The 24,097-nt window shown below is 64.8% G+C and carries 24 protein-coding genes; 12 read left to right on the top strand and 12 right to left on the bottom strand.

The features are described 5' to 3' along the window. The first annotated feature begins 89 nt into the window (after nucleotides 1-89). A complete protein-coding gene (locus AXW84_RS08350) occupies nucleotides 90-911 on the top strand; it encodes a hypothetical protein (protein WP_157886892.1) in 822 nt (273 codons plus the stop codon). An 82-nt stretch (nucleotides 912-993) separates the two neighbouring features. Here the strand turns inward: AXW84_RS08350 and AXW84_RS24675 are convergent, their stop codons facing one another. Then, the gene (locus AXW84_RS24675; RefSeq protein WP_157886891.1) at nucleotides 994-1,164 is read right to left on the bottom strand and encodes a lmo0937 family membrane protein; all 171 of its coding nucleotides are present in this window, start codon (nucleotides 1,162-1,164) and stop codon (nucleotides 994-996) included. A gap of 172 nt (nucleotides 1,165-1,336) precedes the next feature. Here AXW84_RS24675 and AXW84_RS08345 point away from each other — a divergent pair, with 172 nt between their 5' ends. Continuing rightward, a complete protein-coding gene (locus AXW84_RS08345) occupies nucleotides 1,337-2,224 on the top strand; it encodes a 3-hydroxyacyl-CoA dehydrogenase family protein (RefSeq protein ID WP_068231293.1) in 888 nt (295 codons plus the stop codon). A gap of 256 nt (nucleotides 2,225-2,480) precedes the next feature. Next, nucleotides 2,481-3,461, top strand: coding sequence for an aldo/keto reductase (locus tag AXW84_RS08340; protein WP_068231290.1), 981 nt, complete (start codon nucleotides 2,481-2,483; stop codon nucleotides 3,459-3,461). Between the two features lie 124 nt (nucleotides 3,462-3,585). Here the strand turns inward: AXW84_RS08340 and AXW84_RS08335 are convergent, their stop codons facing one another. Next, nucleotides 3,586-4,311, bottom strand: coding sequence for an NADPH-dependent F420 reductase (locus AXW84_RS08335; protein ID WP_068231286.1), 726 nt, complete (start codon nucleotides 4,309-4,311; stop codon nucleotides 3,586-3,588). A gap of 714 nt (nucleotides 4,312-5,025) precedes the next feature. On the opposite strand from AXW84_RS08335, the gene AXW84_RS08330 reads away from it, so the two are divergent. Genes AXW84_RS08330 through AXW84_RS24670 form a run of 3 tightly spaced genes read left to right on the top strand, consistent with a single transcriptional unit; the run spans nucleotide 5,026 to nucleotide 8,551 of the window. Next, nucleotides 5,026-5,751: an RNA polymerase sigma-70 factor gene (locus AXW84_RS08330; RefSeq protein ID WP_068231283.1), complete on the top strand. Its 726-nt coding sequence runs from the start codon at nucleotides 5,026-5,028 to the stop codon at nucleotides 5,749-5,751. Beyond that, complete coding sequence (locus tag AXW84_RS08325; RefSeq protein ID WP_082773776.1) at nucleotides 5,751-6,956, top strand: FecR family protein; 1,206 nt, start codon at nucleotides 5,751-5,753, stop codon at nucleotides 6,954-6,956. Before AXW84_RS08330 ends, AXW84_RS08325 begins: the two co-directional genes overlap by 1 nt. Before the next feature lie 26 nt (nucleotides 6,957-6,982). Continuing rightward, complete coding sequence (locus AXW84_RS24670; RefSeq protein WP_157886890.1) at nucleotides 6,983-8,551, top strand: hypothetical protein; 1,569 nt, start codon at nucleotides 6,983-6,985, stop codon at nucleotides 8,549-8,551. Between the two features lie 117 nt (nucleotides 8,552-8,668). Here AXW84_RS24670 and AXW84_RS08315 read toward each other — a convergent pair whose 3' ends face one another. The 8 genes from AXW84_RS08315 to AXW84_RS08280 all read right to left on the bottom strand — a co-directional run bounded on the left by AXW84_RS08315 (nucleotide 8,669) and on the right by AXW84_RS08280 (nucleotide 15,393). After that, nucleotides 8,669-9,064: a hypothetical protein gene (locus AXW84_RS08315; protein ID WP_068231274.1), complete on the bottom strand. Its 396-nt coding sequence runs from the start codon at nucleotides 9,062-9,064 to the stop codon at nucleotides 8,669-8,671. 61 nt (nucleotides 9,065-9,125) lie between these two features. After that, nucleotides 9,126-11,048 carry a gliding motility-associated C-terminal domain-containing protein gene (locus tag AXW84_RS08310; RefSeq protein ID WP_157886889.1) on the bottom strand — a complete coding sequence of 641 codons (1,923 nt, stop codon included), beginning with the start codon at nucleotides 11,046-11,048 and terminating at the stop codon, nucleotides 9,126-9,128. Between the two features lie 70 nt (nucleotides 11,049-11,118). Further along, on the bottom strand, nucleotides 11,119-11,475 hold the full coding sequence (locus AXW84_RS08305) for a hypothetical protein (RefSeq protein ID WP_162268252.1): 357 nt from the start codon (nucleotides 11,473-11,475) through the stop codon (nucleotides 11,119-11,121). Nucleotides 11,476-11,763: 288 nt separating this feature from the next. After that, the gene (locus AXW84_RS08300) at nucleotides 11,764-13,053 is read right to left on the bottom strand and encodes a DUF3570 domain-containing protein (protein WP_068231264.1); all 1,290 of its coding nucleotides are present in this window, start codon (nucleotides 13,051-13,053) and stop codon (nucleotides 11,764-11,766) included. 33 nt (nucleotides 13,054-13,086) lie between these two features. Beyond that, nucleotides 13,087-13,320 carry a DUF4266 domain-containing protein gene (locus tag AXW84_RS08295; RefSeq protein ID WP_068231261.1) on the bottom strand — a complete coding sequence of 78 codons (234 nt, stop codon included), beginning with the start codon at nucleotides 13,318-13,320 and terminating at the stop codon, nucleotides 13,087-13,089. After that, complete coding sequence (locus AXW84_RS08290) at nucleotides 13,317-14,420, bottom strand: FAD:protein FMN transferase (RefSeq protein WP_071891124.1); 1,104 nt, start codon at nucleotides 14,418-14,420, stop codon at nucleotides 13,317-13,319. Before AXW84_RS08290 ends, AXW84_RS08295 begins: the two co-directional genes overlap by 4 nt. Nucleotides 14,421-14,424: 4 nt before the next feature. Beyond that, the gene (locus AXW84_RS08285; RefSeq protein WP_068231254.1) at nucleotides 14,425-14,880 is read right to left on the bottom strand and encodes a thioredoxin family protein; all 456 of its coding nucleotides are present in this window, start codon (nucleotides 14,878-14,880) and stop codon (nucleotides 14,425-14,427) included. Nucleotides 14,881-14,940: 60 nt separating this feature from the next. Beyond that, nucleotides 14,941-15,393: a Rieske (2Fe-2S) protein gene (locus AXW84_RS08280; RefSeq protein WP_157886887.1), complete on the bottom strand. Its 453-nt coding sequence runs from the start codon at nucleotides 15,391-15,393 to the stop codon at nucleotides 14,941-14,943. Between the two features lie 432 nt (nucleotides 15,394-15,825). Here AXW84_RS08280 and msrA point away from each other — a divergent pair, with 432 nt between their 5' ends. Further along, nucleotides 15,826-16,368, top strand: a complete 543-nt coding sequence (gene msrA / locus AXW84_RS08275; RefSeq protein ID WP_068231248.1) for a peptide-methionine (S)-S-oxide reductase MsrA — start codon at nucleotides 15,826-15,828, stop codon at nucleotides 16,366-16,368. A gap of 291 nt (nucleotides 16,369-16,659) precedes the next feature. On the opposite strand, the gene AXW84_RS08270 is transcribed toward msrA, so the two are convergent. Next, nucleotides 16,660-17,496 (bottom strand): 2,3,4,5-tetrahydropyridine-2,6-dicarboxylate N-succinyltransferase, encoded by an 837-nt coding sequence (locus tag AXW84_RS08270; RefSeq protein WP_068231245.1) that lies wholly within the window; start codon nucleotides 17,494-17,496, stop codon nucleotides 16,660-16,662. A gap of 88 nt (nucleotides 17,497-17,584) precedes the next feature. Between AXW84_RS08270 and AXW84_RS08265 the strand changes: the two genes are divergently transcribed. From AXW84_RS08265 to AXW84_RS08245, 5 genes are all read left to right on the top strand, one after another. Beyond that, nucleotides 17,585-18,754: a glycosyltransferase gene (locus AXW84_RS08265; protein WP_071891121.1), complete on the top strand. Its 1,170-nt coding sequence runs from the start codon at nucleotides 17,585-17,587 to the stop codon at nucleotides 18,752-18,754. Between the two features lie 82 nt (nucleotides 18,755-18,836). After that, nucleotides 18,837-19,847 carry a beta-ketoacyl-ACP synthase III gene (locus AXW84_RS08260; RefSeq protein ID WP_204248436.1) on the top strand — a complete coding sequence of 337 codons (1,011 nt, stop codon included), beginning with the start codon at nucleotides 18,837-18,839 and terminating at the stop codon, nucleotides 19,845-19,847. Nucleotides 19,848-19,974: 127 nt separating this feature from the next. Beyond that, entirely contained in the window at nucleotides 19,975-20,631 is a 657-nt protein-coding gene (locus AXW84_RS08255; protein WP_068231239.1) for a metal-dependent transcriptional regulator, read from the top strand. Nucleotides 20,632-20,928: 297 nt separating this feature from the next. Next, the gene (mnmE, locus tag AXW84_RS08250) at nucleotides 20,929-22,335 is read left to right on the top strand and encodes a tRNA uridine-5-carboxymethylaminomethyl(34) synthesis GTPase MnmE (RefSeq protein ID WP_068231236.1); all 1,407 of its coding nucleotides are present in this window, start codon (nucleotides 20,929-20,931) and stop codon (nucleotides 22,333-22,335) included. A 158-nt stretch (nucleotides 22,336-22,493) separates the two neighbouring features. After that, nucleotides 22,494-23,786, top strand: a complete 1,293-nt coding sequence (locus tag AXW84_RS08245; RefSeq protein WP_068231233.1) for a citrate synthase — start codon at nucleotides 22,494-22,496, stop codon at nucleotides 23,784-23,786. Between the two features lie 86 nt (nucleotides 23,787-23,872). On the opposite strand, the gene AXW84_RS08240 is transcribed toward AXW84_RS08245, so the two are convergent. After that, nucleotides 23,873-24,064: a DUF4177 domain-containing protein gene (locus AXW84_RS08240; protein ID WP_068231230.1), complete on the bottom strand. Its 192-nt coding sequence runs from the start codon at nucleotides 24,062-24,064 to the stop codon at nucleotides 23,873-23,875. Between the last annotated feature and the right edge of the window lie 33 nt (nucleotides 24,065-24,097).

The raw sequence follows: 24,097 nt of genomic DNA, 5'->3' as shown, positions 1-24,097 counted from the left end.
CGCGGCGGGGGGGCACGAAACGCGCCCACCCGCCGTTTAGGGCCCTGGCAGCCAACGATTTTCTGCGCTTTACCCCTCACTTTTCCTTCATGAAATATTCGCTGCTTGCGCTGCTCGCGCTCGGGCTCACCATTGGACGCGCCCACGCCCAGGAACGCCCCGTGCTGGGGGCCCCGCCGGTGGTGCTGCCCGCGCCAACGGCGCCCGCCCCGGCCCGCCCGGTCGAGCCGTCGCCCACGGCCCCCGAAATTCCCATCTACACGGCCCCCGGCACCCAGCCCGCCGTGCAGCCTCAAACGCAGCCGCCCGTCACCATCGAGCCCAGCAACACCAGCCCCTCGGGCCTGGAGCTGCCCGGCCGCGAGCAGGCCCGCAAGGCCGCCCAGGCGCACGCCGAGCAGTACACCAAATTTTTCATCTACTCGGGTTTCGGGCTTAGCTACGGCTCCAATTACTACACCCCCGGCGGGGTATTCAGCATCAGCGCCTCACCGGCACTCGGCTACCGCATCAACGACCGGGTATCCGTAGGGCCCGGCATCAGCTATTCTTATACCAACCAGACATTTGGCGGGGGTAACCCCAGCTTGAGCTTGAACAACATCGGCGTCAAAGTCTTTGCGCAAATTAGGGTTATCAACCAATTTTTTATCCACGGCGAGTACGAGGTCACGAAAGCGCAGCTTCCGTTAGTGGACGCCAACAACAACTATATCATTTCCAACAATCAGTTTGTGACTGGCTCGCGCACAGTGGAATCGCCGCTGGCGGGCGTGGGCTACCGCTCGCAAATAAGTAACCGGGCCGCTGCCGACCTCGTGGTGCTCTACAATTTCAACGACACTTTTAACAACAGCATTTATTCCAACCCGGTCATCCGATTCAACTTCCTGTTCAACATTGGGAAATAGGGCCCCGGCCGCGCATAAAAAAGCCCTTCGGCCAAGGCCGAAGGGCTTTTTTGTGTTTTCCAGTTAACTGCTTTTGCCCCCGCTATACCGCGTTGCGGCCGCTGATGACGCGGAACAGGACGGCGATGATGGCAATCACCAGCAGGATGTGGATCAGGCCATTGCTTTGAATGCCAGTGCCCATTACCCCGAAAAAGCCGAGGGCCCAGATAATGATGCAGATGACGGCGATGATGTACAGGAGGCTACCCATGGCGGTGTGGAAGTTGGGAATAGGTGAAAGAAAGTGTTGTGGGCTTTGTACGGTGGATGTTTTAAAAAAGATATGAAGTTTTCAAAACATTTCAGCGGATTCACAATCGGGCCCAACCAAAGGAGTAAAACGTAGCTTTGCAGCTTCCCTCCCAATTTTTCTTTTTTCCCTTATGAACATCGCCGTCATCGGCTCCGGCACCATGGGCAACGGCATTGCCCACGTATTTGCGCAGCACGGCTTTGCCGTCGCACTCGTCGACGTAAGTCAGCCGGCCCTGGACCGGGCCCTGGGCACCATTGCCAAAAATCTTGACCGCCAGGTGGCCAAAGGTGCCCTGGCCGAGGCCGACAAAACCGCCACCCTGGGCCGCATTCGTTCTTTCACGACCATTGCCGAGGGCGTGGCCGATGCGGAGCTCGTGGTGGAAGCTGCCACGGAAAATGTGGACCTTAAGCTCCAGATTTTCCGCGAGCTGGACCAGCACGCGCCCGCCGGGGCCCTGCTGGCCAGCAACACGTCGTCCATCTCCATCACCAAAATTGCGGCCGCTACCCAGCGCCCCGCCCAGGTCATCGGGATGCACTTCATGAACCCCGTGCCGGTGATGCAGCTGGTGGAAGTAATTCGCGGCTACGCCACCTCCGACGAAACCACGGCCCGGGTGATGGACTTGTCGCGCCAGCTCGGCAAAACGCCCACCGCGGTGAACGATTACCCCGGCTTCGTGGCCAACCGCATCCTCATGCCGATGATCAATGAAGCGATTATCAGCCTATTTGAGGGCGTGGCCGGCGTGGCGGAGATTGACACGGTGATGAAGCTGGGCATGGCCCACCCCATGGGGCCCCTGCAACTGGCCGACTTCATTGGGCTCGACGTGTGCCTGGCCATTCTGCGGGTGCTGCACGACGGCCTCGGCAACCCCAAGTACGCGCCTTGCCCGCTGCTGGTGAACATGGTGATGGCGGGCCGCCTGGGCGCCAAATCAGGCGAAGGCTTTTATAAATACACGGCCGGCTCGAAAGAATTGGTAGTGGCCCCCACCTTTGCCAAGTAGCCCTGGTTTACTTGGGGTAACGTGCGCAACGGGTTTGTTGCCGGGCGGCGCCGGTAGCTTAAAGGGCCTTAGCTAGTAGCGTACCAGCCTTTGGTTTGAACGGCATTGTCCCTTTAATGGCGTCTTAAGGAAGCTTAAGGTTTGCTTAACGAAGCTAGGCGCATCCCCGGCCCGTGACCGGATTTACGCTGCCTGCCGTAAAAGACAAACTATCCCGCCAGCCCTTGGCGGGGCTTCATCTTAACCAGCACACAACGTGGAAAAACGCACATTAGGATCTGCCGGCCTTGAAGTATCGGCCCTGGGCCTGGGCTGCATGGGCCTGAACCGGGGCTATGGCCCAGCCACCGACGTAGCCGAGGCCACCAAGCTCATCCGAGCGGCGGTGGACCTGGGAATCACCTTTTTTGACACGGCCGAAGCTTACGGCGAAGCCAACGAGCAGGTGGTGGGCGCGGCCCTGGCCCCGGTGCGCAACCAAGTCATTATCGCCACCAAGTTCGGCTTTAAGGAAGGCGACCCGGCGCAGGGCCTCGACAGCCGACCGGCGCGCATTCGGCTCGTGGCCGAGCAGTCGCTCCAGCGCCTGGGCACCGACCGCATCGACCTATTTTACCAGCACCGGGTAGACCCCAACGTGCCGATGGAGGACGTGGCCGGCGCGGTGCAGGACCTGATTCGGGAGGGCAAGGTGAAATATTTTGGCCTTTCGGAGGCCGGGCCCGATGCCATTCGCCGAGCGCACGCCGTGCAACCGGTGTCGGCCTTGCAGAGCGAGTACTCGCTGTGGTGGCGCGAGCCCGAGCAAAGCGTGTTGCCTACGCTCGAAGCGCTCGGCATCGGCTTTGTACCGTTTAGCCCACTGGGCCGGGGCTTCCTCACCGGCGCCATCAGCGCCGATTCGACCTTCGCCAGCGGCGATATTCGCAGCTCGCTGCCACGCTTCGAGGCAGCGGCCCGCCAAGCCAACCTGGCCCTCATCGACCTCATCAAGCAGCTGGCTGACCGCAAGCAGGCTACCCCGGCCCAGATTGCCCTGGCCTGGCTGCTGGCCCAAAAACCCTGGATTGCCCCCATCCCCGGCACCACCAAACTGGCCCGCTTGCAAGAGAACATCGGCGCGGCCAAGGTAGCCCTCACACCCGATGACTTGCGGCAACTGGAGCAGGCCATCAGCCGGATAGCCATTCAGGGCGAGCGTTATAGCGCGCAGATGCAGCAGGCTATTAACCGGTAGCTAGCTGGCCGTTCTGGCAAAGGGCCTGCACCAAAAGGCCTTTGGGCCCCACGCAAAAGAGCCGCGGCAATTGCCGCGGCTCTTTTGCGTGGGGCCCCAAAGCTGTTCCAGTTATGGCCCTGGGCTACTTCAGCTTAATACCCTGCGCCGCCATCTGCTTCTCCTGCTCAGCATGGTTGGCCAGGTACTGCGCGTGCTGCTCCTCGGTGCGCTCGTGGCCGAGACTGCGCAGGTGCTCGCGCAGCTTATTTTCGGGCCAGTCGGCGCCGTAGGATGGCGTGCCGGGCTGCTGGCGCCACGACTCGTGCAGGCTGCCGTCTTCCACGGCATCAAAGCCCAGCTCTTCGACCAGGTCCATTACTTTGCGCTTGGCAGCTTCGTCGTCGCCGGCTACGGGCAGTGCGATGCGGCCGGTCGTGCCCACGGGCGTGCCCTTTTTTTCGAGGTGCTCGGCGTAGATGTTGTTGAACACCTTTACCACCGGCCGGCCCAGGTGCTGCTGCACCCACTCGCTCTCGGTGAGGGTGCCGGTTTCCAGCTCGCGCAGGTGGCCGTCGCGCAGCAGCGGGTAGTAGTTGCTGGTGTCGATGACCGGCACGCTGGCGGGTACGCCCTCGAACAGGTCTTTGGGCAGGTCGGGGATGTTGATCAGCGGAATGGTAACCACGATAATTTCGCCGTGCTGGGCGGCTTCGCGGGCGGTGGCGGGAGTAGCGCCGGTTTTCTGGGCCACGTCGCCCAGCGTTTCGGGGCCGCGCGAGTTGGCAATGAGCACTGAGTGGCCGAGGCTGGTGAGCCGCACGGCAAGGGCGCTGCCGATGTGGCCGGCGCCGATAATTCCTATTTTCATGGTTGGTGAAGTTAACATTGTGGACAGCTGCCTTACGCAACTGCGTTTTCCAAGACCACCTAGCCAATAGAATTGTTTGACCTGGCGCTTTCAAACGACTTTGGCCAGCCGACACTGGCTGAGTGTCTTATTCAAAAAGTCTACCCACCAAAAAGCGCCTTGCCAACCAGGAGGCGGGGAATTTTCCTCAAGCAAATGTCTGGTTCATAACTATTTATTCAAGAGGGAAAAGCCTGCGCGGACACGTACTCAAGCATCGCGTGGCCCCCGTGCCGGGCTTCTGCGCAATCACCAGCCGGAAGGGTGTACCCGCTGGGGCCCTACACTGTAGCTAGGCGGCGTGCGACGAGGATGTTGCCCCCTACCGGCTAACTTCACTTGGTTTTGCTTGCTGGCTTGGGCCGTTGGCTTCGATTAGTGAAAAATATTCCTCAAAGCCGCCTCAGTGAAAAGGCAAGCTGAACGCGGCGGCCTACCACCGCGCGACGCACTGGGACGGGGTATCTGCTTTTAGGCCATTTCCGTTATGCCGGGGCCCCAGGTAGTGGCCCGCTAGTTTTGCGCAGTAGCAGGGCCGGGGCCGGCGGCCGTTGCCCGGGGCCCACCCGCAGACTTAGCGGCGGCGCCTGACGTTCATCGCTTAGCTTGCGTGAGGAGTTGCCGACGGGGAAACCTCACCCCCTCCTCCGACTCTATCCCTGAGCCCTTCTTTGCATGGCGACCCCCGACGACGCTGCCCTGGATGCCCGCCTGACGCACTTGCGCCAGACCGACGCGGCGGCTTTTCTGGAAGCCTTGTTCAAGGCGTTTTATGCCCCGCTGGGGGCGGTGGCCTACCGCGTGGTGCCCGACCGGGCAGTGGTGGAAGACATCTTGCAGGATGTGTTTTTGCGGGTGTGGCAAGGGCTAGCCACCCTGCCGGCCATCGAATCGCACCGCGCCTACCTCACCCGCATGGCCCTCAATGCCGCCCTGCGCCACCAGCAGCGCGCCCAGCGCCAGGTGGCCTGGGACGATGCTCCGCCCGCCAGCGCCCCCGTGGCCCCGGATGCCCTGGCCCAGTTGCACGCCACCGAGGCGGCGGCGGCAGTGGCGGCAGCCCTGGCCCACCTGCCGCCCCAGTGCCGCGTGGTGTTCGAGCTGAGCCGCTACGAGGAACTGAGCTACCAACAGATTGCCGACGCACTGGAAATATCGCCCAAAACCGTGGAAAACCAGATGGGCAAGGCCCTGCGCATTCTGCGGCGCGAGCTGGCGGGCGTGCTCAAAAACCTGTATGGGGTGCTGCTCTACCTGCTGGCACTGCGGGCACTGAGTGCCAGCGGCGGGCCAGCCCAGACCGCGCCAACCGCTATTTTTGGGGGCTGCGTGGGGGTAAGGGCGCCGTGGTGTATCCAGTCAATACCTGGCCCCGTCTTCCTCCCCCGGCTTCCTGCTTGATGATGCAACGCTACCCCGATCCGCCGGATGCCCCCTGGGCGCTCTTGGCCCGCCACCTGGCCAACGAAGCCTCGGCCACCGAGCGCGCCGACCTGCGTGCCTGGGTGCAGGCCGACCCGCGCCACCTGCAAATCCTGACCACCGTTACCCGCGCCTGGGAACGGGCGGGCGAGGCCGCGGCGCAGCCCGTACTTTTTTCGCCCGCCGATGTGGAGGCCGCCTGGCAGCGCTTCCGGCCCCTGATGGCCACGCCAGCCGGACAACTCACTGCGCCTGCACTCAGCCCTGCTCCCACGCCGGAACCCACCGCCGCGCCCGGTCCTGCCCCTACCCCCGCACCGGTGGTGCGCCCGCTGTGGACCGGAGCCACGCCGGCCGCAACCAGGTGGTGGCAGCTGGCCGCCGCGCTGGCACTGCTGGCAGGCGGTGGCTACCTATTGATTGATCGGCAGTTTCTGCACAAGCACGATACCGTGACGACCTATGCCAGCGCCGCCCGCCGCCAGCTGGTGCGCCTGCCCGATGGCAGCCGCGTGTGGCTGAATGCCCATTCGCGGCTGCACTACCGGGGGCTGGGCGCACCGGCCAGTGCCGGCACGCGGGCCGTGCAGCTCACGGGCGAGGCCTATTTTGAGGTGGTGCACAACCCCACCCGGCCCTTCCTGGTGAGCACCGCCACGGCCCGCGTGCGCGTGACGGGCACGGCCTTCAACGTGCGGGCCTACGCGGCCGAAGACTCGGTGGAGGTGAGCGTGACCCGCGGCCGGGTGTGGCTGCTGCGCCTCGCCACCCCCGACAGCGTGCTGCTGACGGCCGATACCCGCGCCGCCCTGCGCGCTGCCGATGCCCCCGGCCGCGTGGCCGCCACGCTGCACCGCACCCCTACGGCCGACCACAATTTCCGGGCCTGGCAGACCGATACGCTGCGCTTCCGCGACACGCCGGTGGCCCAGGTAGCCCAGACCCTGCGTGCCACCTTCGGCACGGCCGTGACGCTGCTGAGCGCCGGCCTGGGCAAGTGCCGCTTCACTGGCACCTTTGCCCGCCCGCAGCCCGCGCAGGTGCTGGCCGTGCTGGCCGCCGCCACCGCCAGCCGCCTGGGCCCCGACGGCAGCGGCGGCTACGTACTGGCCGGCCCCGGCTGCGCCGAGGACGCGGCCACGGCCGGCCTAGTGGATTCGGCCACGCAAGTCGCCCAGCCGTGAGTGGGGGCCCTGGGTACTGGCTGGGCATGCGCCGCTTATGGCTGGCGCTGGTGGCCAGTGGGCTGGCCAGCGGCGGGCCGATGTGGGCGCAGCAACCGGGCCGGCTGGACCCAGCAGTGCCCGCGGTGCTAGCGCGCCCGGTGGCGCCCACGCCCGGCAACCATCCGTTGGGCGAGCTACTGGCCGAGTTGTCGCGCCAGAGCCGGCTACCGTTTAGCTATAGTAGCTCGCTCATTCCGGTGGGGCACCGCTACCGGCTGGCGGCAGGGCCGCCGCGCCCACTGGTCGTGGTGCTGCGCGACGTGCTGGCCGCCAATCACTTATCCTATGGCTTACTTGATGGCCAGCTCGTGCTTTGGCCCGCCCATGCTGCTCTACCCGCCGGCGTAACTGCCGTGAACGGCCACCCCGCCAGCAGCGGGCCGCCCCTGCCCGGGCGCGCGGCCTTCGCCGCCAAGGGGCCAGGCTACGTAGCTGGCCCCGCAGTTACGCCCCCGTCTACCCAAAAAGCTGGGGCCCCGGCGCTTACTGCTGGCCCACCCGGCGAGCTGCGCCGCCCCGCACCAACCCCCGCCTCCACCCCTCCCACGTTGGCAGCGGAGCCGGGTGTCCGCGCAATAGCAATTAGGGGCCCCAATCGCGATAAAGTCATAAGCCAACCGGCCGGGGCCGTTGGCCTGGCTGCTTCAACAAGGCTACCCACTGGCCAAGCACGGCCGCGTTCAGTGGTGCACGCTCCTCACTCCGGAGCCGAAAAGCTGGGCGCTGGTGCAGCGGCGGCCTCCGCGGTGGCCCCCGGTACTTTTGCTGCCTCGCAGACCCGGCCACGTGTCATCGCCGCCTACTCTGCTCAACACCCCGGGGCCCCAGGGCCGCTGGTGGGACGGGCGGATGGGGCCCTGCCCGCGTCGGAGCGCACGGGGGCAGGCACTCGGGCCGCCGGTGGCACACGCCGTGCGCTGCCGGCCGCGCCCGAAGCCTTGGTGCCGCTGGAGACGCGGCCCGTGTTGGCGGTTCTGGATTCAGCTCCGCTCGGGGCCCCGGCCAGCGTCTATCCTGCCCATGGCGCCGTGGCGAAAAGCACTCCCGCCGTTCCTACTCCCACGCCGCTGCTGGCTGGGCTGCGTGGCTGGGCCTACCTCCACGGCGAGGTGTGGGCCAGCGAAAGCCTGCCCTTGGGCGCAACCGTGAAAGTGGGCGTACGCCAGGCCTACCTCATAATTGGGGCGGCCTTCGCGCCCGCTGGCCGCCACAGCGGGGCGGCGTGGGGCGTGGGGTTGGGCACTGCCAGCCAAGCCCGGGGCCGCTTCACGCCCAGCCTCGACGTGCTGCTGTGGTGGCTGAACGGCAACGATGGCGACGTTGGCAAAACGCAGCTCGCGCAGCTGCGCCCGCAACTGGCCTGGCAACTCAAACAAGGCGGGCGGTGGCAGCTGGTGGGCGGGCCTACCCTCAACCTGGCCACGGCCCGGCGCACCGTGGGCGCACGGCCGCGCTGGTCGGTAGGGCAAGACCAGTGGCTGTGGTTCGAATCGTTCGACGACCAACCGCTGCTGCGCCTGTGGCCTGGAGTGCAACTGGGCCTGCGGTTTTAGCCCCCGCCTAAGTTTAGGCAGCGGCCTTACCTGGCCTTGGCCACCGGGGCCCCGGCGGGCAGCACCGCCCCCGGCGGCTAGCCGGGCACGATGCTGCTTGGCCTGCCGCTGAGCCTGTTAAGTAGCGCTGGGGATGGCGACTATGGTAATGCACCCCAACTCGACTAATGGGCCGGCCGGGCAGGTGTTCACGTCGTCGGCATCGCCGTCGTTCTTTTTGAGGGTATAGCCCACCGTCACCTTGTCCCCGGCTTTGGCGTGGAAATTCGTCCAGATGGGGCCGGTGGGCACTACGTAGGTGTTGTCGGCTAGTTGCAGCACCAGGCCGCAGCCGGTGGTTTTGCTCAAGTCCACAACATTGGCAGCGATGTTGCAAGTGCCGCCCCGGGGGGTGCAGCTGCCGTCGTGGCCCTTGCCTTCTTTGTCGAAGCAGCTGGTGAGCAACGAGCTGGCTCCCAGGCTAAACAGGGTCAAGGTGGCGAAGGCCACACCGCGGGAAGAAAAACGCTTCATAAAAAAGTGGATTGAAAAAGGTGAGAAAAAAGGGAAATCGTGGAGGGGCCCGGCGCGCGGCTCAGGGCAGTACTTCGAGCCAGCCCTTGAAGCGGCGGCCGTCGGTGAAGGTGACGAGGTAGTAGTAGCTGCCGCCCGCCCCCGCCCCGCCCCAGCGGAAGGTGCGCGCGGGCGACGTATACACCTGCTGGCCCCAGCGCGAGAAAATGCGAACCCCGGCAAACTCGCTGCCGCAGAAATCGGGCGGCAGGGCTTGGTCGAGCACAAAAAAATCGTTCAGCCCGTCGCCGTTGGGCGTGATGACGTTGGGCGGCCGGAACGCCACCGAATCGGCGGGCCGCACTAGCTCGAAGCGCACGGTGCGCGTGCGGGGCACGGGTGCGCACGCGCCGCTTTCCGTCAGCAGGAAGTGCACCACCAGGCCCCCGGGCACCGCGGCGGCGCTGGCCGTGGCGCAGGTGGGGGCCCAGGCAAACGTGCCGGTGGCGCGGCCGGCCCCGTTCTGGGCCCCGAACACCATGCCCACGGCGGCCAGGTCGAAGCCTTCGCCGGAAGCACTAAGCGTCAGCAGGTTGGCATCGGCGTCGGTGCCGAGCAGGGTAGCGGTGTAGGGCATGCCCAAGGCCACGCGCACCACGGCCGGCGCGGTTTCGGGCACGGGCGCGGGCGGCAGCGTCGAGGTCAGGACCGGGGGCGCGTTGGGGGCCACCACGGCCGTAAAGGCCACCTGCACCGTGTCGCGTTTAGGCAGGCTACAGCCGTTGTCGGCCACCACCACATTGAGGCGGTACACCTGTCCCTTGGTGTCGGTGCACGCCGGGAAGCAGAGCGTGGCCGTGAGCGTATCGGGCTGGCCCGCGGCCCGCACCGTGCCGCCAGTGGCGGTGGTGAAGGCCGGGGCCCCGGCAGTGAAATTGACCGGCTGGGCGCTGAGCGTGAGCACCGAGCCAGCGTCGGGGTCGGTGTATTTTACACTGAAGCACAGCGCGTTGGGCCCCAGGCGCAGCGTATCGAGGCCGGGGCGGTAGGCGCGGCCGTTGGCCCACACCGTGGCCACGGGCGGGTTGTTCTGGGGGCAGTTGAGGACGTAGAGCTGGAAATCGCGCCGGGTTTCGCCGATTTTCACGCCCCGCCGGTACTCCGCGCAGCGCACCCCGAACACGAAGAGCCCGAGCCGGTTGGCCCGCACCGTGAGGCGCCCGGTGTGGGCATCGATGCCCAGCGCCGGGGCCCCGGGAATCTGGTTGAGCGTGCCGAGCCCCGTGCCCCAGGTGATGGTAGCATAGGGCGCCGCCACCGGGGGCGGGCTGGGCACGGCGGCCGAGGAGTGCCCGTTGAGCGGCGTCACCATGTCGTACACCAGCGAATCGCCGTCGGGGTCTTGCCCGCCGAAATTGTAGTAAAACAGCTCGTTGCGGCACGCGTAGTCGCCCAGGGCCGGAAAAATGCGCGGCGTGGAATCGATGAACGGCTGGCCGTTGCGCACCACGGCCGGAAACTCCAGGTAGAAGGTTTGGCCCGCCGCGCCGGGGTCCACGATGTTGCCGATGGCCAGGTTGCGGCAGCAGCGCTCCACGGCCGCGTAGTAGCCCTGGGCGCTGGTGTAGGTGGTTGGGCTCAGCACAATGTCCTTGGCGTACACCAGCTTGCGGGTGCTGAGCGAGCCCACGGCGCAGGCCGGGTTGGTGTAGCTCACGAACGAATTGCTAACCAAAGGCAGCACCACACTGGTTAACTGCTGGTTGGTGGCCTTGTCAAACAGGCCGGCCGTCAGGGCCTGGTCGAGCGCGGCCGGGCTGCCGTTGATGGCGTCGAAGTACAGCGTCAGGGTGAGGGTGTACGTGCTGCCGGTTTGGTGGAGCAGGTTCATTTCGCCGCCCACAATGTGCGTGGCCCACGCGGGGGCCCCGGCCAGCAGCAGCAAAAGCAGGCTACTCAGCACGGGCAAAGCCCGCCGCCGAAAGTATTGGTACAACGTCCTCATGGAAGCGGGCTTAGCGGGCTATAAATTTATTATAATCAATAATTTAATGATTAAAAAATATTAATGCAGGCTATGGCTGAGCACTAGCCGGGGCCCCGGGCCGGGGCGGGGCCCAACCCGGTAGGTCACGGGCAATTTTGCGGGCCGAGGGCGGGCGGTGGGTGGGCCCGGGGGCCGGCAGCTCGTGCGTCGCCAGCAGCTCTTCGTAAACCGCCTGCTGCAGGGCCAGTCCACTTCCCCAAGCCGGGGCGGCAAGCTGGCCCCGCGCCTCGGGCCCGTACGACCACCCCAACAGCTCAGCGCCCGGGCCACTGGGCCGGGCCACCAACCCTGGCAGGTAGCGGGCCTGCGCCACCAGGCTAGGCCACACGGGCCGCCAGCCGCCCCCCGTTGGCCGCACGTATTCCAAAAAGCTAACACGATGCATACTTCATGTACTTGACAGTGAACCAATACCAGCCGGACACCTCCGGCCCCCGAGCGCGGCCGGTTGCCAGGCAGCGCGCTCATCCATAAGAGGCACAAGCCCCCGCCTACCCCCACGCGGCCCCCGCTTTTATTTTGACACAACGACTGCGAGCAAGTAAAAAAGCGGGGGAATGCCGTTATTTATTTCATAAACCACTCACATAAAGCAGTTTATTGTAGCTTGGTGGTGTGTACCGGCTCCTGCTGCTGTTGCGCGCCCCGCTGCTTACCGCCGTGGGGCCCCAGCTTAGGGCATGACGAAGGAGAAATCCACGCTCACGATGTCGGCCGTGAGGCCGGTGGTCTGCCAGTAGTGGCCGTAGCGCAGGTCGATGGATTTGAACTTGGCGACCCGGTCCCCGAAGGGCGTTTTGAAGCGGCCCAGCCCGTAGAGCGGTGCGTAGCGGAAGCCCAGGCCCACCTTCTGAGCCGTGAAGGCCGCCAGGTCGTAGTCGGACGAATAGAACTCATCCACGATGGAATGAGCCAGGTAGGGCGCAAAGTAGTCGGCCGCCGTTTGGGTGTGGTAGCGGTAGAACGGGTAGAGCGTGAAAAAGGGCGTCACTTTCACCGGCGCTTCCAGCTCGAAGGTGTGCGCCCGGATGCCGAAATTATCGTTGTAGAAACGGTAAAAGCCCCTGATTTGCACCAGGTCGGTGGCGTAGTAGTTCAGGCGCAGGCCCACGGGGTACTTGTTGCGCAGGCGCGGCAGCAGCTCGGTTTTGGCGGTGCCCAGCTGGCCGGGCGTGCCCAGCTCCGGGGCGCTGTTGTAGAAGTACACCCGGTGAAACGGCGTGCTCAGCAGCCCGCGCTGGGCCACCAGCTCGGTGCTCACGGCCAGCTGCAAGCGCTTGCTGATGACCTGCGAATACACGATGTTCAGGTTGAAACTCTGCCGGTTATCGAAGCCCGAGCCGTGGGCTTGGTTACCCTTGCCGGTGCCGCCGGTACGCAGCTCGACGGGCAAAATTAGCGTCACCTTATCGAGGTACACCTGCCCGCCGATGCTCAACTCGCGGTTGCCGTCGCGCGAGCCGTGCGTCCAGGAGCCGGCGAGGTTAAACGACTGGTAATCATATTCCTTAGAAGCCCCACCGCCAATGCCTAGGATAGTACGCTTGTCCTTCAAAGTGCGCGAGTAGCCCAGGTCGATGTGGTAGCGCACGTCCTGGGCCGACGGCGACGAGAGCACTTGGTCGATGCGGTCGGTCGAGGCCGAAGCGTAGTAATCGAAGCCCACGTTGGCCGTAATGCGCGCCACCGAGTCGAGCGGCACGTTCAGGATGATGGTGGGGGCCACGTCGGTGAGGTGCTGCGTGCCGATGCCGCCCTCCACGGCCCCGTGGTTGCCGTTTTGCTGGTAGTAGCTGCTGAGGATGTCCACGTCGGTTTCGCCCACCGACACGGGCGCGGGGTGCGCCACCAAAGTCGTCGCGGGGATGCCCGAGCCGTCGAGGCGGTTGGGGTTCGGCGTGCCCTGGGCCAAGGCCGCGGCGGGCAGCGCCAGAGCGAGGCCGGCGGCTAGTAAAAATCTCATAAACAAGTAGCTAATGCGCCAGTAAAAAACCCGCTAATTGCAGCCGCAGCCGCCGCCTACCTTGCCGCCGTTGGCCCCGCCGGCCCCCTCGCGGTAGCTCTCGAAGTTGACCTCCGAGGTTTCGACCTTTTTGGTGGCCAGCTTCATGTCCTCGTCGTTGAGGTAGGCCTTTTGGTAGGCGGCTACCGACACGCAGCCCGGCAGCGCGGCGGCCCCAACTAGCAGTAAGCCCAGCGCAGCCGGGCGAAAAAAGGTGGCGAATGTCATCGGGTAACGGGGGTTTTAGCGGCGGCGGCGGGGGCGGCGCTGTGGTACGAGTTGAGCTGCAGGCCCTTGGAAACTAGCGTCTGGCCGTCGTCGGTAATCACCGTGGCGTCCACGCCCTTGAGGCGGTTGACCAGGGCCAGGCCCGCCCGGGGCCCCAGCACGAACACGGCGTCGTCGAGGGCGTCGGCCAGCTCCACGTCGGGGCAGACGATGGTGACCGAGCGCAGCCCCGTGGCCGGGTAGCCCGTGTGGGGGTTGATGATGTGGCCGTAGTACGTGCCGCCCACCGTGAAGTACTGCTCGTAGTTGCCCGCCGTCACCACGGCCAGGTCGCGCACCGTCAGCCACGACGAGACGCTACGGGGCTTGGCCGGGTCGCCGATGGCGATGCGCCAGCCCGCGCCGTCGGCCTGCCGGCCCCAGCAGTACACGTCGCCCGAGCCGTTGATGAGGCCCCCGGCGATGCCCATCCGCTTCATGGTCTCCGAAGCCCGGCGCACGCCGTAGCCTTGCAGGATGCCGGCCAGGTTGATCCGCATTCCCTTATCAGGCAGAAAAACGGCGTGCGTAGCCGGATCCAGCTGCACCTTTTGCCAGCCCACGCGCGCCACCGAGCGGCGCACCGCGGCCGAGTCGGGCAGGCGGGCGTGTTCCTGCCTGTCAAATTGATAAATCTTGTCGCCGCTGGCAAACGTGACATCGAACGCCCCGCCGCTGAGCGCCGAAATCTTCAGCGTGCGCGCAATGAGGTCGTACACCTCCTGGTCGACCACCACCGGCCGGATGCCGGCCAGGCGGTTGATTTTGACCACCTGCGAGGTCGAGTCCCAGTACGAACACAGGCGGTCGATGCGCTGGGTTTCGCGCAGGCCGGCGCGCAGGGCCCGCCAGGCCAGCGAGTCGTCGGCCGACACAGCCGTGAACGTGAAGTGCGAGCCCATGAGGTGGGCGCTGCGGGTGTAGGCGCGGGGCACGTGGGCAGCGGCCACGGTGGGAGCCTGCGCCACCGCCACCAGGCTGCCGCTCACGCCCAGCCCCGCGAGCAACGCGGCCCGCGCTTTCCGCTGGAAAGCAGTCAGCCAATTCGTTAGTAAACGCATGCGTTTAGTTTTTGATGAGAAGCTGGCTCAGATAAGCGTCGTAGGCGGGGGCCCCGCCGGGGCGGTAGCCGGTGCGCGCCAGCACTTTGCCCTCGGGCGAGAGCAGCACCACGGCCGGGAATACCCCTTCTTTATTAATTCGGGCCGCGGCGGCCTCATTCAGCTTGGTTTGGGCCGGGTCGAGGCGGTTTTTCTTGTTGCGCGGGAAGTCGAAGCGCGCCAGCACGAACTTGCCCTGGGCATACTGCGCAAACTCGGGCTGGTCGAACACCTCCTGCTTGAGCATCATGCAGGGCTTGCACCAGTCGGAGCCCGAAAACACGGCCAGTACCGGCCGCTGGCTGGCCTGGGCCTGCGCCAGGGCGGCGGCGAGGTCCGAAGTCCAGGCCGGGGCGGGGGCCTGCGCGTGGGCGCGGCCGGCGGCCAGTAGCGCCACAAATGGGAGGGCAAGCAGTCGCATAATTGCAGAAGCGAAAGGTAATAGCAGAATGAGACTAAGCAAGAGATAAATTCAAGCTGGCTAGCCGGTTACGTGCAGGCTGGTGCCCGTCTGGACCACGGTGTACTGCTTGAGCCCCGACGACACTGGGCCGCTGACAATGCCCCCGCTCAGGTTGAACACCGCGTTGTGGTTGGGGCAGATGAAGTGCGCCGCCGCTTGGTTGAAGTACACGCTGGTACCCTGGTGCGGGCACGGCGCCTGAAAAGCCACGTAGGTACCCGCCGCGGTTTTGGCCACAATCACGGCCCGGCTGGCCCCGTAGACATAGCCTACGCTGGGGTTGTCGAGGGGGGTGCTGGTCACGGCCGTCAGGTCCACCGTGAAATCGACGCCGGTGGCGGCAGCAGTCGGCGCGGGGTCGCTGCCGGCGCTGCTGCACCCGCCCAGGCAGGACGAAGCCAGCAAGCTGGCGGCCCCCAGGCCAAAGAGCTGCAAAAAATCCTGGCGGTTCATTCCTACTGGATTGGGCATTATAACAGAGCGAAAGGATGGTGGTGCAGGGCGCGCCCTTACTGGAAAGATGCGCAGCCCTGCTCCTACCCCCACGCTTCGCATATTTTTATTTTTCAGCAAAGTGATTACTATCTGGCTTTCAGAATAATAAATCTTGAAATGGTAAAAATGAAGCTGTTTAGGAAGTCTGGAGATTCTTATCATGTCACCTTACTGGGCTACCAGTGGCAGGGCAACTCGAACTGGGACACCTAGAGCACCGCTGGACGCGACCAGCTTGTGCAAACGTTACAATGCCCTACGCTTGGGCCCCATACCACGACCCGGCCTGCCAACTGCTACTTAACGGGCGGACGCTGCAAGTCCGTGCTACAGCCGAACGCCGGGGCCCTGATTTGCGTTGAGGACCTAGCAGCGCGTACTTCACAACCCGCGCGCTTTTCCTGACCCATGACTGAACATGCATTATTTGGCGCCGGCTGTTTCTGGTGCGTCGAGGCCGTTTTCCAGAACCTGAAGGGCGTGGAGAAAGTGGTATCTGGCTACGCCGGGGGCCGCATCGCCAACCCGACCTATAAAGAAGTGTGCAGCGGCCTGACGGGCCACAACGAAGTGATTGATATTGCCTTCGACCCGGCCGTCATCAGCTACAAAGAGCTGCTCGAAATCTTCTGGAAAACCCACGACCCGACCACCCTCAACCGTCAGGGCAACGACGTGGGCACCCAGTATCGCTCGGGCGTGTACTACTACAGCGACGAGCAAAAGCAGCTCGCCGAAGGCTACAAACAGAAGCTCAACGACGGCCATGCCTTTCCAAACCCCATCGTGACGGAAATCACCGCTGCCCCCACCTTCTACCCCGCCGAGAACTACCACCAGAACTACTTCAACCTGCACGGCCACGAGCCCTACTGCCAGTTCGTCGCCAAGCCCAAAGTAGACAAGGTGAAAGCCCTGTTCGGCGAAAAGCTGAAGGAAGGCGTAGCGTGATTGCCGCCCGGAACCTGGATAAAAAAAGCCCGCTAATTAGCGGGCTTTTTTATGTGTCAATAAAATTAATCCTACTAGTAACAAAGAAAGTTCTAGCAACAAAGGAAGTTCAGAAAAGACTAGAATCCCTCCTAGTAAACTAAGTAATCTACCCTTGCACGGATAAGTATACCCAACAGGGCCTGCTAGAATTCCGGCGAATAAAAACACCAAGCCAAGCCATTTCTGCTTAGTCATATAACTACTTTGCTCACTGTGCTTTGTGTGGCCGTCAAATTTATCCTTACCAAATTAAACACTTACCCCAAAATCGCGCAACGCGTCGTTCAAGCTCGTTTTCAAGTCGGTGCTGGGTTTGCGCTGACCGATGATGAGGGCGCAGGGCACCTGGTACTCGCCGGCGGGGAACTGCTTGGGGATGGAGCCGGGGATGACGACCGAGCGGGGCGGCACGTAGCCCTTGTACTCCTTGGGCTCGGGGCCCGTCACGTCGATGATTTTGGTGCTGCCGGTGATGGTGACGCCCGCGCCAATGACGGCTTCTTTGCCGATGCGGCAGCCTTCGACCAGGATGCTGCGCGAGCCGATGAAGGCGCCGTCCTCGATGATGACGGGGGCCGCTTGCACGGGCTCTAGCACGCCGCCCAGGCCCACGCCACCGCTCAGGTGCACGCCTTTGCCCACTTGGGCGCAGCTGCCCACGGTGGCCCAGGTGTCCACCATCGTGCCCTCGCCCACGTAGGCCCCGATGTTGGTGTAGCTGGGCATGAGGATGACGCCGGGGGCCAGGAAGGCGCCGTAGCGGGCCACGGCGGGCGGCACCACGCGCACCTGCTGGCCGGCGTAGTCGGTTTTGAGCTGCATTTTGTCGTGGTACTCGAAGGGGCCCACTTCCTGGGTGCTCATCTGGCGCAGGGGGAAGTAGAGGATGACGGCCTTCTTCACCCACTCGTTGATGGTCCACTCGCCGCCGTCTTCGGCGGGCGGGGTGGCCACGCGCAGGCGGCCTTTGTCGAGCTCTTCAATGATGGCCTCGACGGCGGCTTTGGTGTCGGCGGTTTGGAGTAGGGCGCGGTCGGCCCAGGCAGCTTCGATGGTGGCTTGCGCGGCGGCGGAATCGAATGACATAAAAACGGAAAAAGTGAATCCGGGGCAAAACTACCATCTTTGGCCGCCGCAGCCGCGGGCCGGCGCTTCCTTTCTGCCTTGCTTGCCCATGCCGCCGCTCACCGTTCTGCTTGCGTCCGTCCTCAAGCCCGTCGACGAGCCGCGGATGACGGGCAAGTTTGCCGCCACCCTGCTGGAGCGGCCCGGCATGCAGGTGCACGTAGCCGGCCAGGGCCCCCGCGCTGGCCGGGGCCCCGGGGCCGGCGGGGCGGAGAGCCGACTAGAGTTCCACGCTATTTTTCAGGGTTCACGGCTGGGGCTGAGTCGCTTGGGGGCCCAGTGGCGCTACTGGCGCCTGCTGCGTCGCCTGCGGCCCGGCCTGGTGGTAGTGCACGCCCCGGAGCTGCTGCCGCTCACGCTGCTGTGGCAGGCGCTGGGGAGCGGCCGGCGCTTCGTGTACGACATCCAGGAAAACTTCGCGCTCAACATCCGCACCCAGCGCGTGTACCCGCCGTGGGTGGGCCGCGTGCTGGCCGGGGCCCTGCGCCGCGTGGAAACCCTGGCCGCCCGCCGCGCCGCCGGCCTCGCGCTGGCCGAGGCCAGCTACGCCGATGAGCTACCTTTTTTGAATAGGGCCCCGGGCCGCGTGGCGGTGCTCGAAAACAAGTACCAGCCCGCGCCCGGCGAAGCGCCACCCGCCGCTGCCCGGCCGCTGCCGGGGCCCCAGACGCCGCTGCGGCTGCTGTTTTCGGGCACCCTCTCGGAGCTGAACGGCGTGCGCGAAGCGGTGGCCCTGGCGGGGGCCCTGCACGCGGCCCGGCCGGGCGGGGCCCACCTCACGGTTATCGGCTTTTGCCAGCAACCCACTTTATTGCAGTGGCTTACGGAAACTGCCGACCAACACTCGGCCTGGCTGACGCTGGAAGGCGGGGCCCGGCCGGTGCCCCACGCGGCCGTAGTGGCGGCCATCGGGCGGGCGCACCTGGGCCTGCTGGCCTACCGCCCCCACCCCAGCTCGGAACGATGCCAGCCCACCAAGCTGTTTGAATACCTGGCCCACGGCCTGCCGCTGCTGGTGCCGCCCAACCCGCTGTGGGCGGCGGCAGTGCGGGCCCACGGCGCGGGCTTGGTCGTCGATTTTGCCGACCCAGCCGCGGCGGCGGCCACCGTGCTGGGGGCCCTGGCGGCGGGCCCGGCGTTTTACCCGCAGGGGCCCCCGGCCGATGCGCTGTGGGCCGGCGAGGCCAAAAAATTATGGGCCCTGCTGAATTTATCCTGAATAAGCTGCCAACTTTGCGCCCCTTTTGGCGGGGCAGTTCCGTACATTTCCTTCCCCAATCCCACCCTTTTCCCTGCGTTGCATGGCTACTTTGCGTCATTCCGAAATTGCCGGCGTCGGCCACTACGTACCCAGCCGGGTGGTGAAAAACGCCGAACTGGAGCCCCTGCTCAACACCTCGGACACCTGGATCCAGGAGCGCACCGGCATCCAGGAGCGGCGCTGGTTTGAGGAAGGCACCGACACCACGGCCAATATGGGGGCCCGCGCCGCCCGCCGGGCCCTGGACATGGCCGGCCTCCAGCCCGACGACGTGCAGCTCATCGTATTCGCGACGCTTTCCCCCGACTACTTCTTCCCGGGCTCGGGCGTGCTGTTGCAGCGCGAGCTGGGCATGACGAATAATTGCCCCGCCCTCGACGTACGCAACCAGTGCTCAGGCTTCATCTACGGCCTCTCGGTAGCCGACCAGTTTGTGCGCACCGGCATGTACGACACGGTGCTGGTGGTGGGCTCGGAAATCCATTCCTCGGGCCTCGACAAAACGCCCAACGGCCGCGGCGTGGCCGTCATTTTCGGCGACGGCGCCGGGGCCGTGGTGCTGCGGCCCAGCACCCGCGAGGGCCACGGCATCCTCAGCACGCACCTGTATTCGCAGGGCGAGTTTGCCGAGGAGCTGATTGTGAAGGAGCCCAGCTCGAACCAGGAGGACCGGGTGGGGCACGTCATCGCCAACGCCGCCGACCTTTACCCCTACATGAACGGCCAGAACGTGTTCAAGCACGCCGTGGTGCGCTTCCCGCAAGTCATCAAGGAGGCACTGGACACGAACGGCTACCAACCCGCCGATATCGATATGCTCATCCCGCACCAGGCCAATTTGCGCATCACGCAGTACGTGCAGCAGAAAATGGGCCTGCCCGACGAGAAAGTGTTCAGCAACATCCAGCGCTACGGCAACACCACCGCCGCCAGCATCCCGCTGGCCCTGAGCGAGGCCGTGGAGCAGGGCAAAGTTCAGCGCGGCGACCTAGTGTGCCTGGCCGCTTTCGGCTCGGGTTTCACTTGGGCCTCGGCGCTGATTAAGTGGTGAGATTGTTAATTAAAAATTATAAATGAAGAATTAAAAATTGATGCGGGAGAACCGGCGTCCTCCAAACCGTCGGCTTTGCTAGCCGCGCTCTTAACGTCATTTTTAATTTATAATTTTTAATTCCCTCATGACCATCACCGAAGAGAACTACCTCAAGGCCATTTGCAAGCTTTCGGAAGCGGAGCCGGAGACGGGCGTGAGCACCAACCGCATTGCGGGGGCCCTGGCTACGCGCCCGGCTTCGGTGACGGACATGCTGCGCCGCCTGGCCGACAAGGGCTTGCTGGATTACGAGAAGTACCGCGGTGTGCAGCTCACCGACGCGGGCCGGCGGCTGGCATTGCTCACCATCCGGCGGCACCGGCTGTGGGAGGTATTTTTGGTGCAGCAGCTGGGCTTTAATTGGGACGAGGTGCACGAGGTGGCCGAGGAGCTGGAGCACGTGCAGTCGCCGCTGCTGATGCGGCGGCTCGACGCCTTTCTGGGCCACCCCGCCCTCGACCCCCATGGCGACCCCATTCCGGCCGAGGACGGGGCCATGCGCCGCCCCGCCCACCGCCTGCTGGCCGACCTGGAAGCCGGCGAACGTGGCACCCTCACGGCGGTCAAAAACACGTCGGGGCCCTTCCTGCAATACCTCGACAAGGTGGGCCTCCAGCTGGGGGCCCTGGTGGAAGTGCTCGACAAGGTGGCCTTCGACCACTCGCTGGAGCTGCGCGTGAACCGGGAGCGCACCGCCCTGGTGTCGGCCGAAGTGAGCCGCAATTTGTTCGTGACGGCGTAGTCTGAACCACGGATTTATCGGATTGGGCGGATTCGTCGGATTTTGGGGACGATTCCTGGGGCCGGTTAGGGGCCCTGGGACGGGGCGGGCAGCCGGCTTTTCGTTGAATCGCTGTTATCCTAAACTAAACCTCTTATCAGACAAACGATTAGCAAATGCACCCTAGCGATTAGCGGGCAGCCGGCGAAAAGCCAGCAGCCCGCCCTGTTCAGGGGGCCCATATAGCCCAAACCTAAGCCTAAGCCCAAACGCGAATCGTCCCCAAAATCCGACAAATCCGCCCAGTCCGATAAATCCGTGGTTCTGACACTCTTTTCCGATACCATCGTGGCCTTGTCCACGCCGCCCGGCGTGGGGGCCCTGGCCGTGGTGCGCCTCGCGGGGCCCGACGCGGTGAGCCTGGTGGCCGGCATATTTTCCAAGAAAAACCTAGCCGCTCAGCCCGGCCACACCCTGCACTACGGCACCATCCGCGACCCCGACGGCGGGGCCCTAATCGACGAAGTAGTCGTGGCCCTGTACCGGGCCCCGCGCTCGTTCACGCGCGAAGACGCGGTGGAAATTAGCACCCACGGCTCCGACTACGTGGTGCGCCAGCTGCTGGCGCTGCTGCTGCGCCGCGGGGCGCGCCTGGCCGAGGCCGGCGAGTTCACCAAGCGTGCCTTTCTCAACGGGGCCCTGGACCTGGCCCAGGCCGAGGCCGTGGCCGACCTTATCGCCGCCGACTCGGCCCTGAGCCACCAGGTAGCCCTCCACCAGCTGCGGGGCGGCTTCTCGCAGGAGCTGCGCGCGCTGCGCGGCCGGCTTGTCACGTTCGCCTCGCTGCTGGAGCTGGAGCTGGACTTTGGCGAGGAAGACGTGGAATTTGCCGACCGCACCGGCCTCAGGGCCCTGCTGGCCGAGGTGGCCGAGCGGGTGGCGGCGCTGCTGCGCTCGTTCGAGCTGGGCAACGTGATTAAGAACGGCATCACGGTCGTCATCGCCGGGCGGCCCAACGCGGGAAAGTCCACGCTGCTCAACGCGTTGCTGCGCGAGGAGCGGGCCATCGTGTCGGCCATTCCGGGCACCACGCGCGACTTTATCGAGGACGAGGTGAGCCTCGACGGCCTGCGCTTCCGCTTCGTGGACACGGCCGGCTTGCGCGACGATCCCGCCGACGAGGTAGAAGCCATCGGCGTGCAGCGCACCCGCCAGCGCATCGGCCAGGCCGCCCTGCTCCTCTACCTCTTCGACCTAACCGAGTTGACGCCTGCCCAGGTGCGGGCCGAAATTAGGGCCCTGACGGACGCGCACCCCGCCCTGCCCGTGCTGGCCGTGGGCAACAAGCTGGACTTGGGCACGGCCGAACAGCTGGCTGACTTTGACGGCTTTGCGGTTGGCGGCACCGCCGCCGTGCGGCTGGCTGCCGCCCGGGGCCAGGGCTTGGAGGCGCTGCAAGCCGCGTTGCTGGCCCGCGTGCGCAGTGCCGGCCTAGCGGGCCACGCCGGGGCCACCATCGTCACGAATGTGCGCCACGCCCGGGCCCTGGCCGTGGCGGCCGAGCACCTGGCCGCTGTGCGCGTGGGCCTCGACGCCGGCCAGGGCACCGAGTTGCTGGCCGCCGACCTGCGCCACGCCTTGGGGGCGTTGGGTGAAATCACGGGCGAGATTTCGTCGGACGATTTGCTGACCAGCATCTTCACCCAGTTCTGCATCGGCAAGTAAGCTGAGGGGCCCCGGGCCACGCTGGGCCAACCTGCGCCCGGTCGAAACCATGCCTCCGCTACTTTTGTAATAATTGCACGGCACAAAAATCGGGCAGCTTGCCGCGCAGGCCGTAGCTTCGCGCCCGTTACCCACTCCTTATTCCTTCCTCACCGCACATGGCAGAATCTGCTGAACTCATCCTCGACGGTAAATCCATCAGCCTCCCCGTCATCGAGGGCACCGAGCACGAAAAAGCTTTTGACATAGGCAAGCTGCGCGACCAGACCGGCTACGTCACCCTCGACTCGGGCTATAAAAACACCGGGGCTACCAAAAGCGCCATCACCTTCCTCGACGGCGAGGAAGGCATCCTGCGCTACCGCGGCTATCCGATTGAGCAGTTGGCCGAGAAATCGTCGTTCATCGAAGTGGCGTACCTGCTGATTTACGGGGCCCTGCCCACGGCCCCCCAGCTGGCCGACTTCAGCAACCGCATCACCAAGCACACGCTGGTGCACGAGGACATGCGGAAGATTTTCGACGGCTTCCCGAGCAGCACGCACCCGATGGCCATCCTGAGCAGCCTCACCTGCGCCCTCACCGGCTTCTACCCCGAGAGTATCAGCCCCAACCAAACTCCAGAGGAAGTTGACCTGAATGTGGTTCGCTTACTGGCTAAAATCTCGACCATCGCCGCCTGGACCTACAAAAACTCGGTGGGCCACCCGCTTAACTACCCCCGCAACGACCTCGACTACACCTCCAACTTCCTGTACATGATGTTCAGCTTCCCCACGGAGAAGTACGAAATCAACCCGGTGGTGGTGAGTGCGTTGAACAAGCTGCTCATCCTGCACGCCGACCACGAGCAGAACTGTTCGACCAGCACCGTGCGCCTCGTGGGCTCGGCCAACGCCAGCCTCTACGGCTCGGTGTCGGCGGGCATCAACGCGCTGTGGGGCCCCCTGCACGGCGGCGCCAACCAGGAAGTGATTGAGATGCTGGAAGCCATCGAGAAAGACGGCGGCGACACCAGCAAGTTCATCAACAAGGCCAAGGACAAGAACGACTCGTTCCGCCTGATGGGCTTCGGCCACCGGGTGTACAAAAACTTCGACCCGCGCGCCAAAATCATCAAAAAAGCCGCCGACGAGGTGCTGCAAGCCCTGGGCATGCAGGACAGCCCGCTGCTGAAAATCGCGCAGGAGCTGGAGCAAGCCGCCCTCACCGACCAGTACTTCGTGGAGCGCAAGCTGTACCCGAACGTGGACTTCTACTCGGGCATCATTTACAAGGCCCTGGGCATCCCCACCGAAATGTTCACGGTGATGTTTGCTGTGGGCCGCCTCCCCGGCTGGATTGCCCAGTGGAAGGAAATGCGCGAGAACAAAGAGCCCATTGGCCGCCCCCGCCAGATTTACGTGGGCGAGCTGGAGCGCGACTACACCGCCATCGGCGAGCGGGCCTAGGGCCCCAGCGTTTTGCTTTATTAAGCCGTAGCCGGCTTGCTCGCGGGCAAGCCGGCTACGGCTTTTTTAGGGCCCCGGGGGGTAGCTCAAGCTATTTCACGCTTGAGGGTGACGAGCAGGCCCCGGGCCTGGTTGCGGGTAAACTCCGTTTCGACCACCGCCACCACTTCCCAGCCCTGCGCCCCGAGCACGTTCAGCCGTTCCGTCAGTTCTTGGTAATCAATGGCGCTGAAGAAGCCGCTGTTGATGTCCAGCAGGCGGTATTCAAATTTTTTCATGGGTTGGCAGACAGCGTTGTGCGGCGGTTGAGG

The organism is Hymenobacter sp. PAMC 26628, from assembly GCF_001562275.1.
GTDB lineage: Bacteria > Bacteroidota > Bacteroidia > Cytophagales > Hymenobacteraceae > Hymenobacter.
The sequence above is the reverse complement of the archived record's forward strand: the minus strand, read 5'-3'. Positions and strand labels throughout refer to the sequence as shown.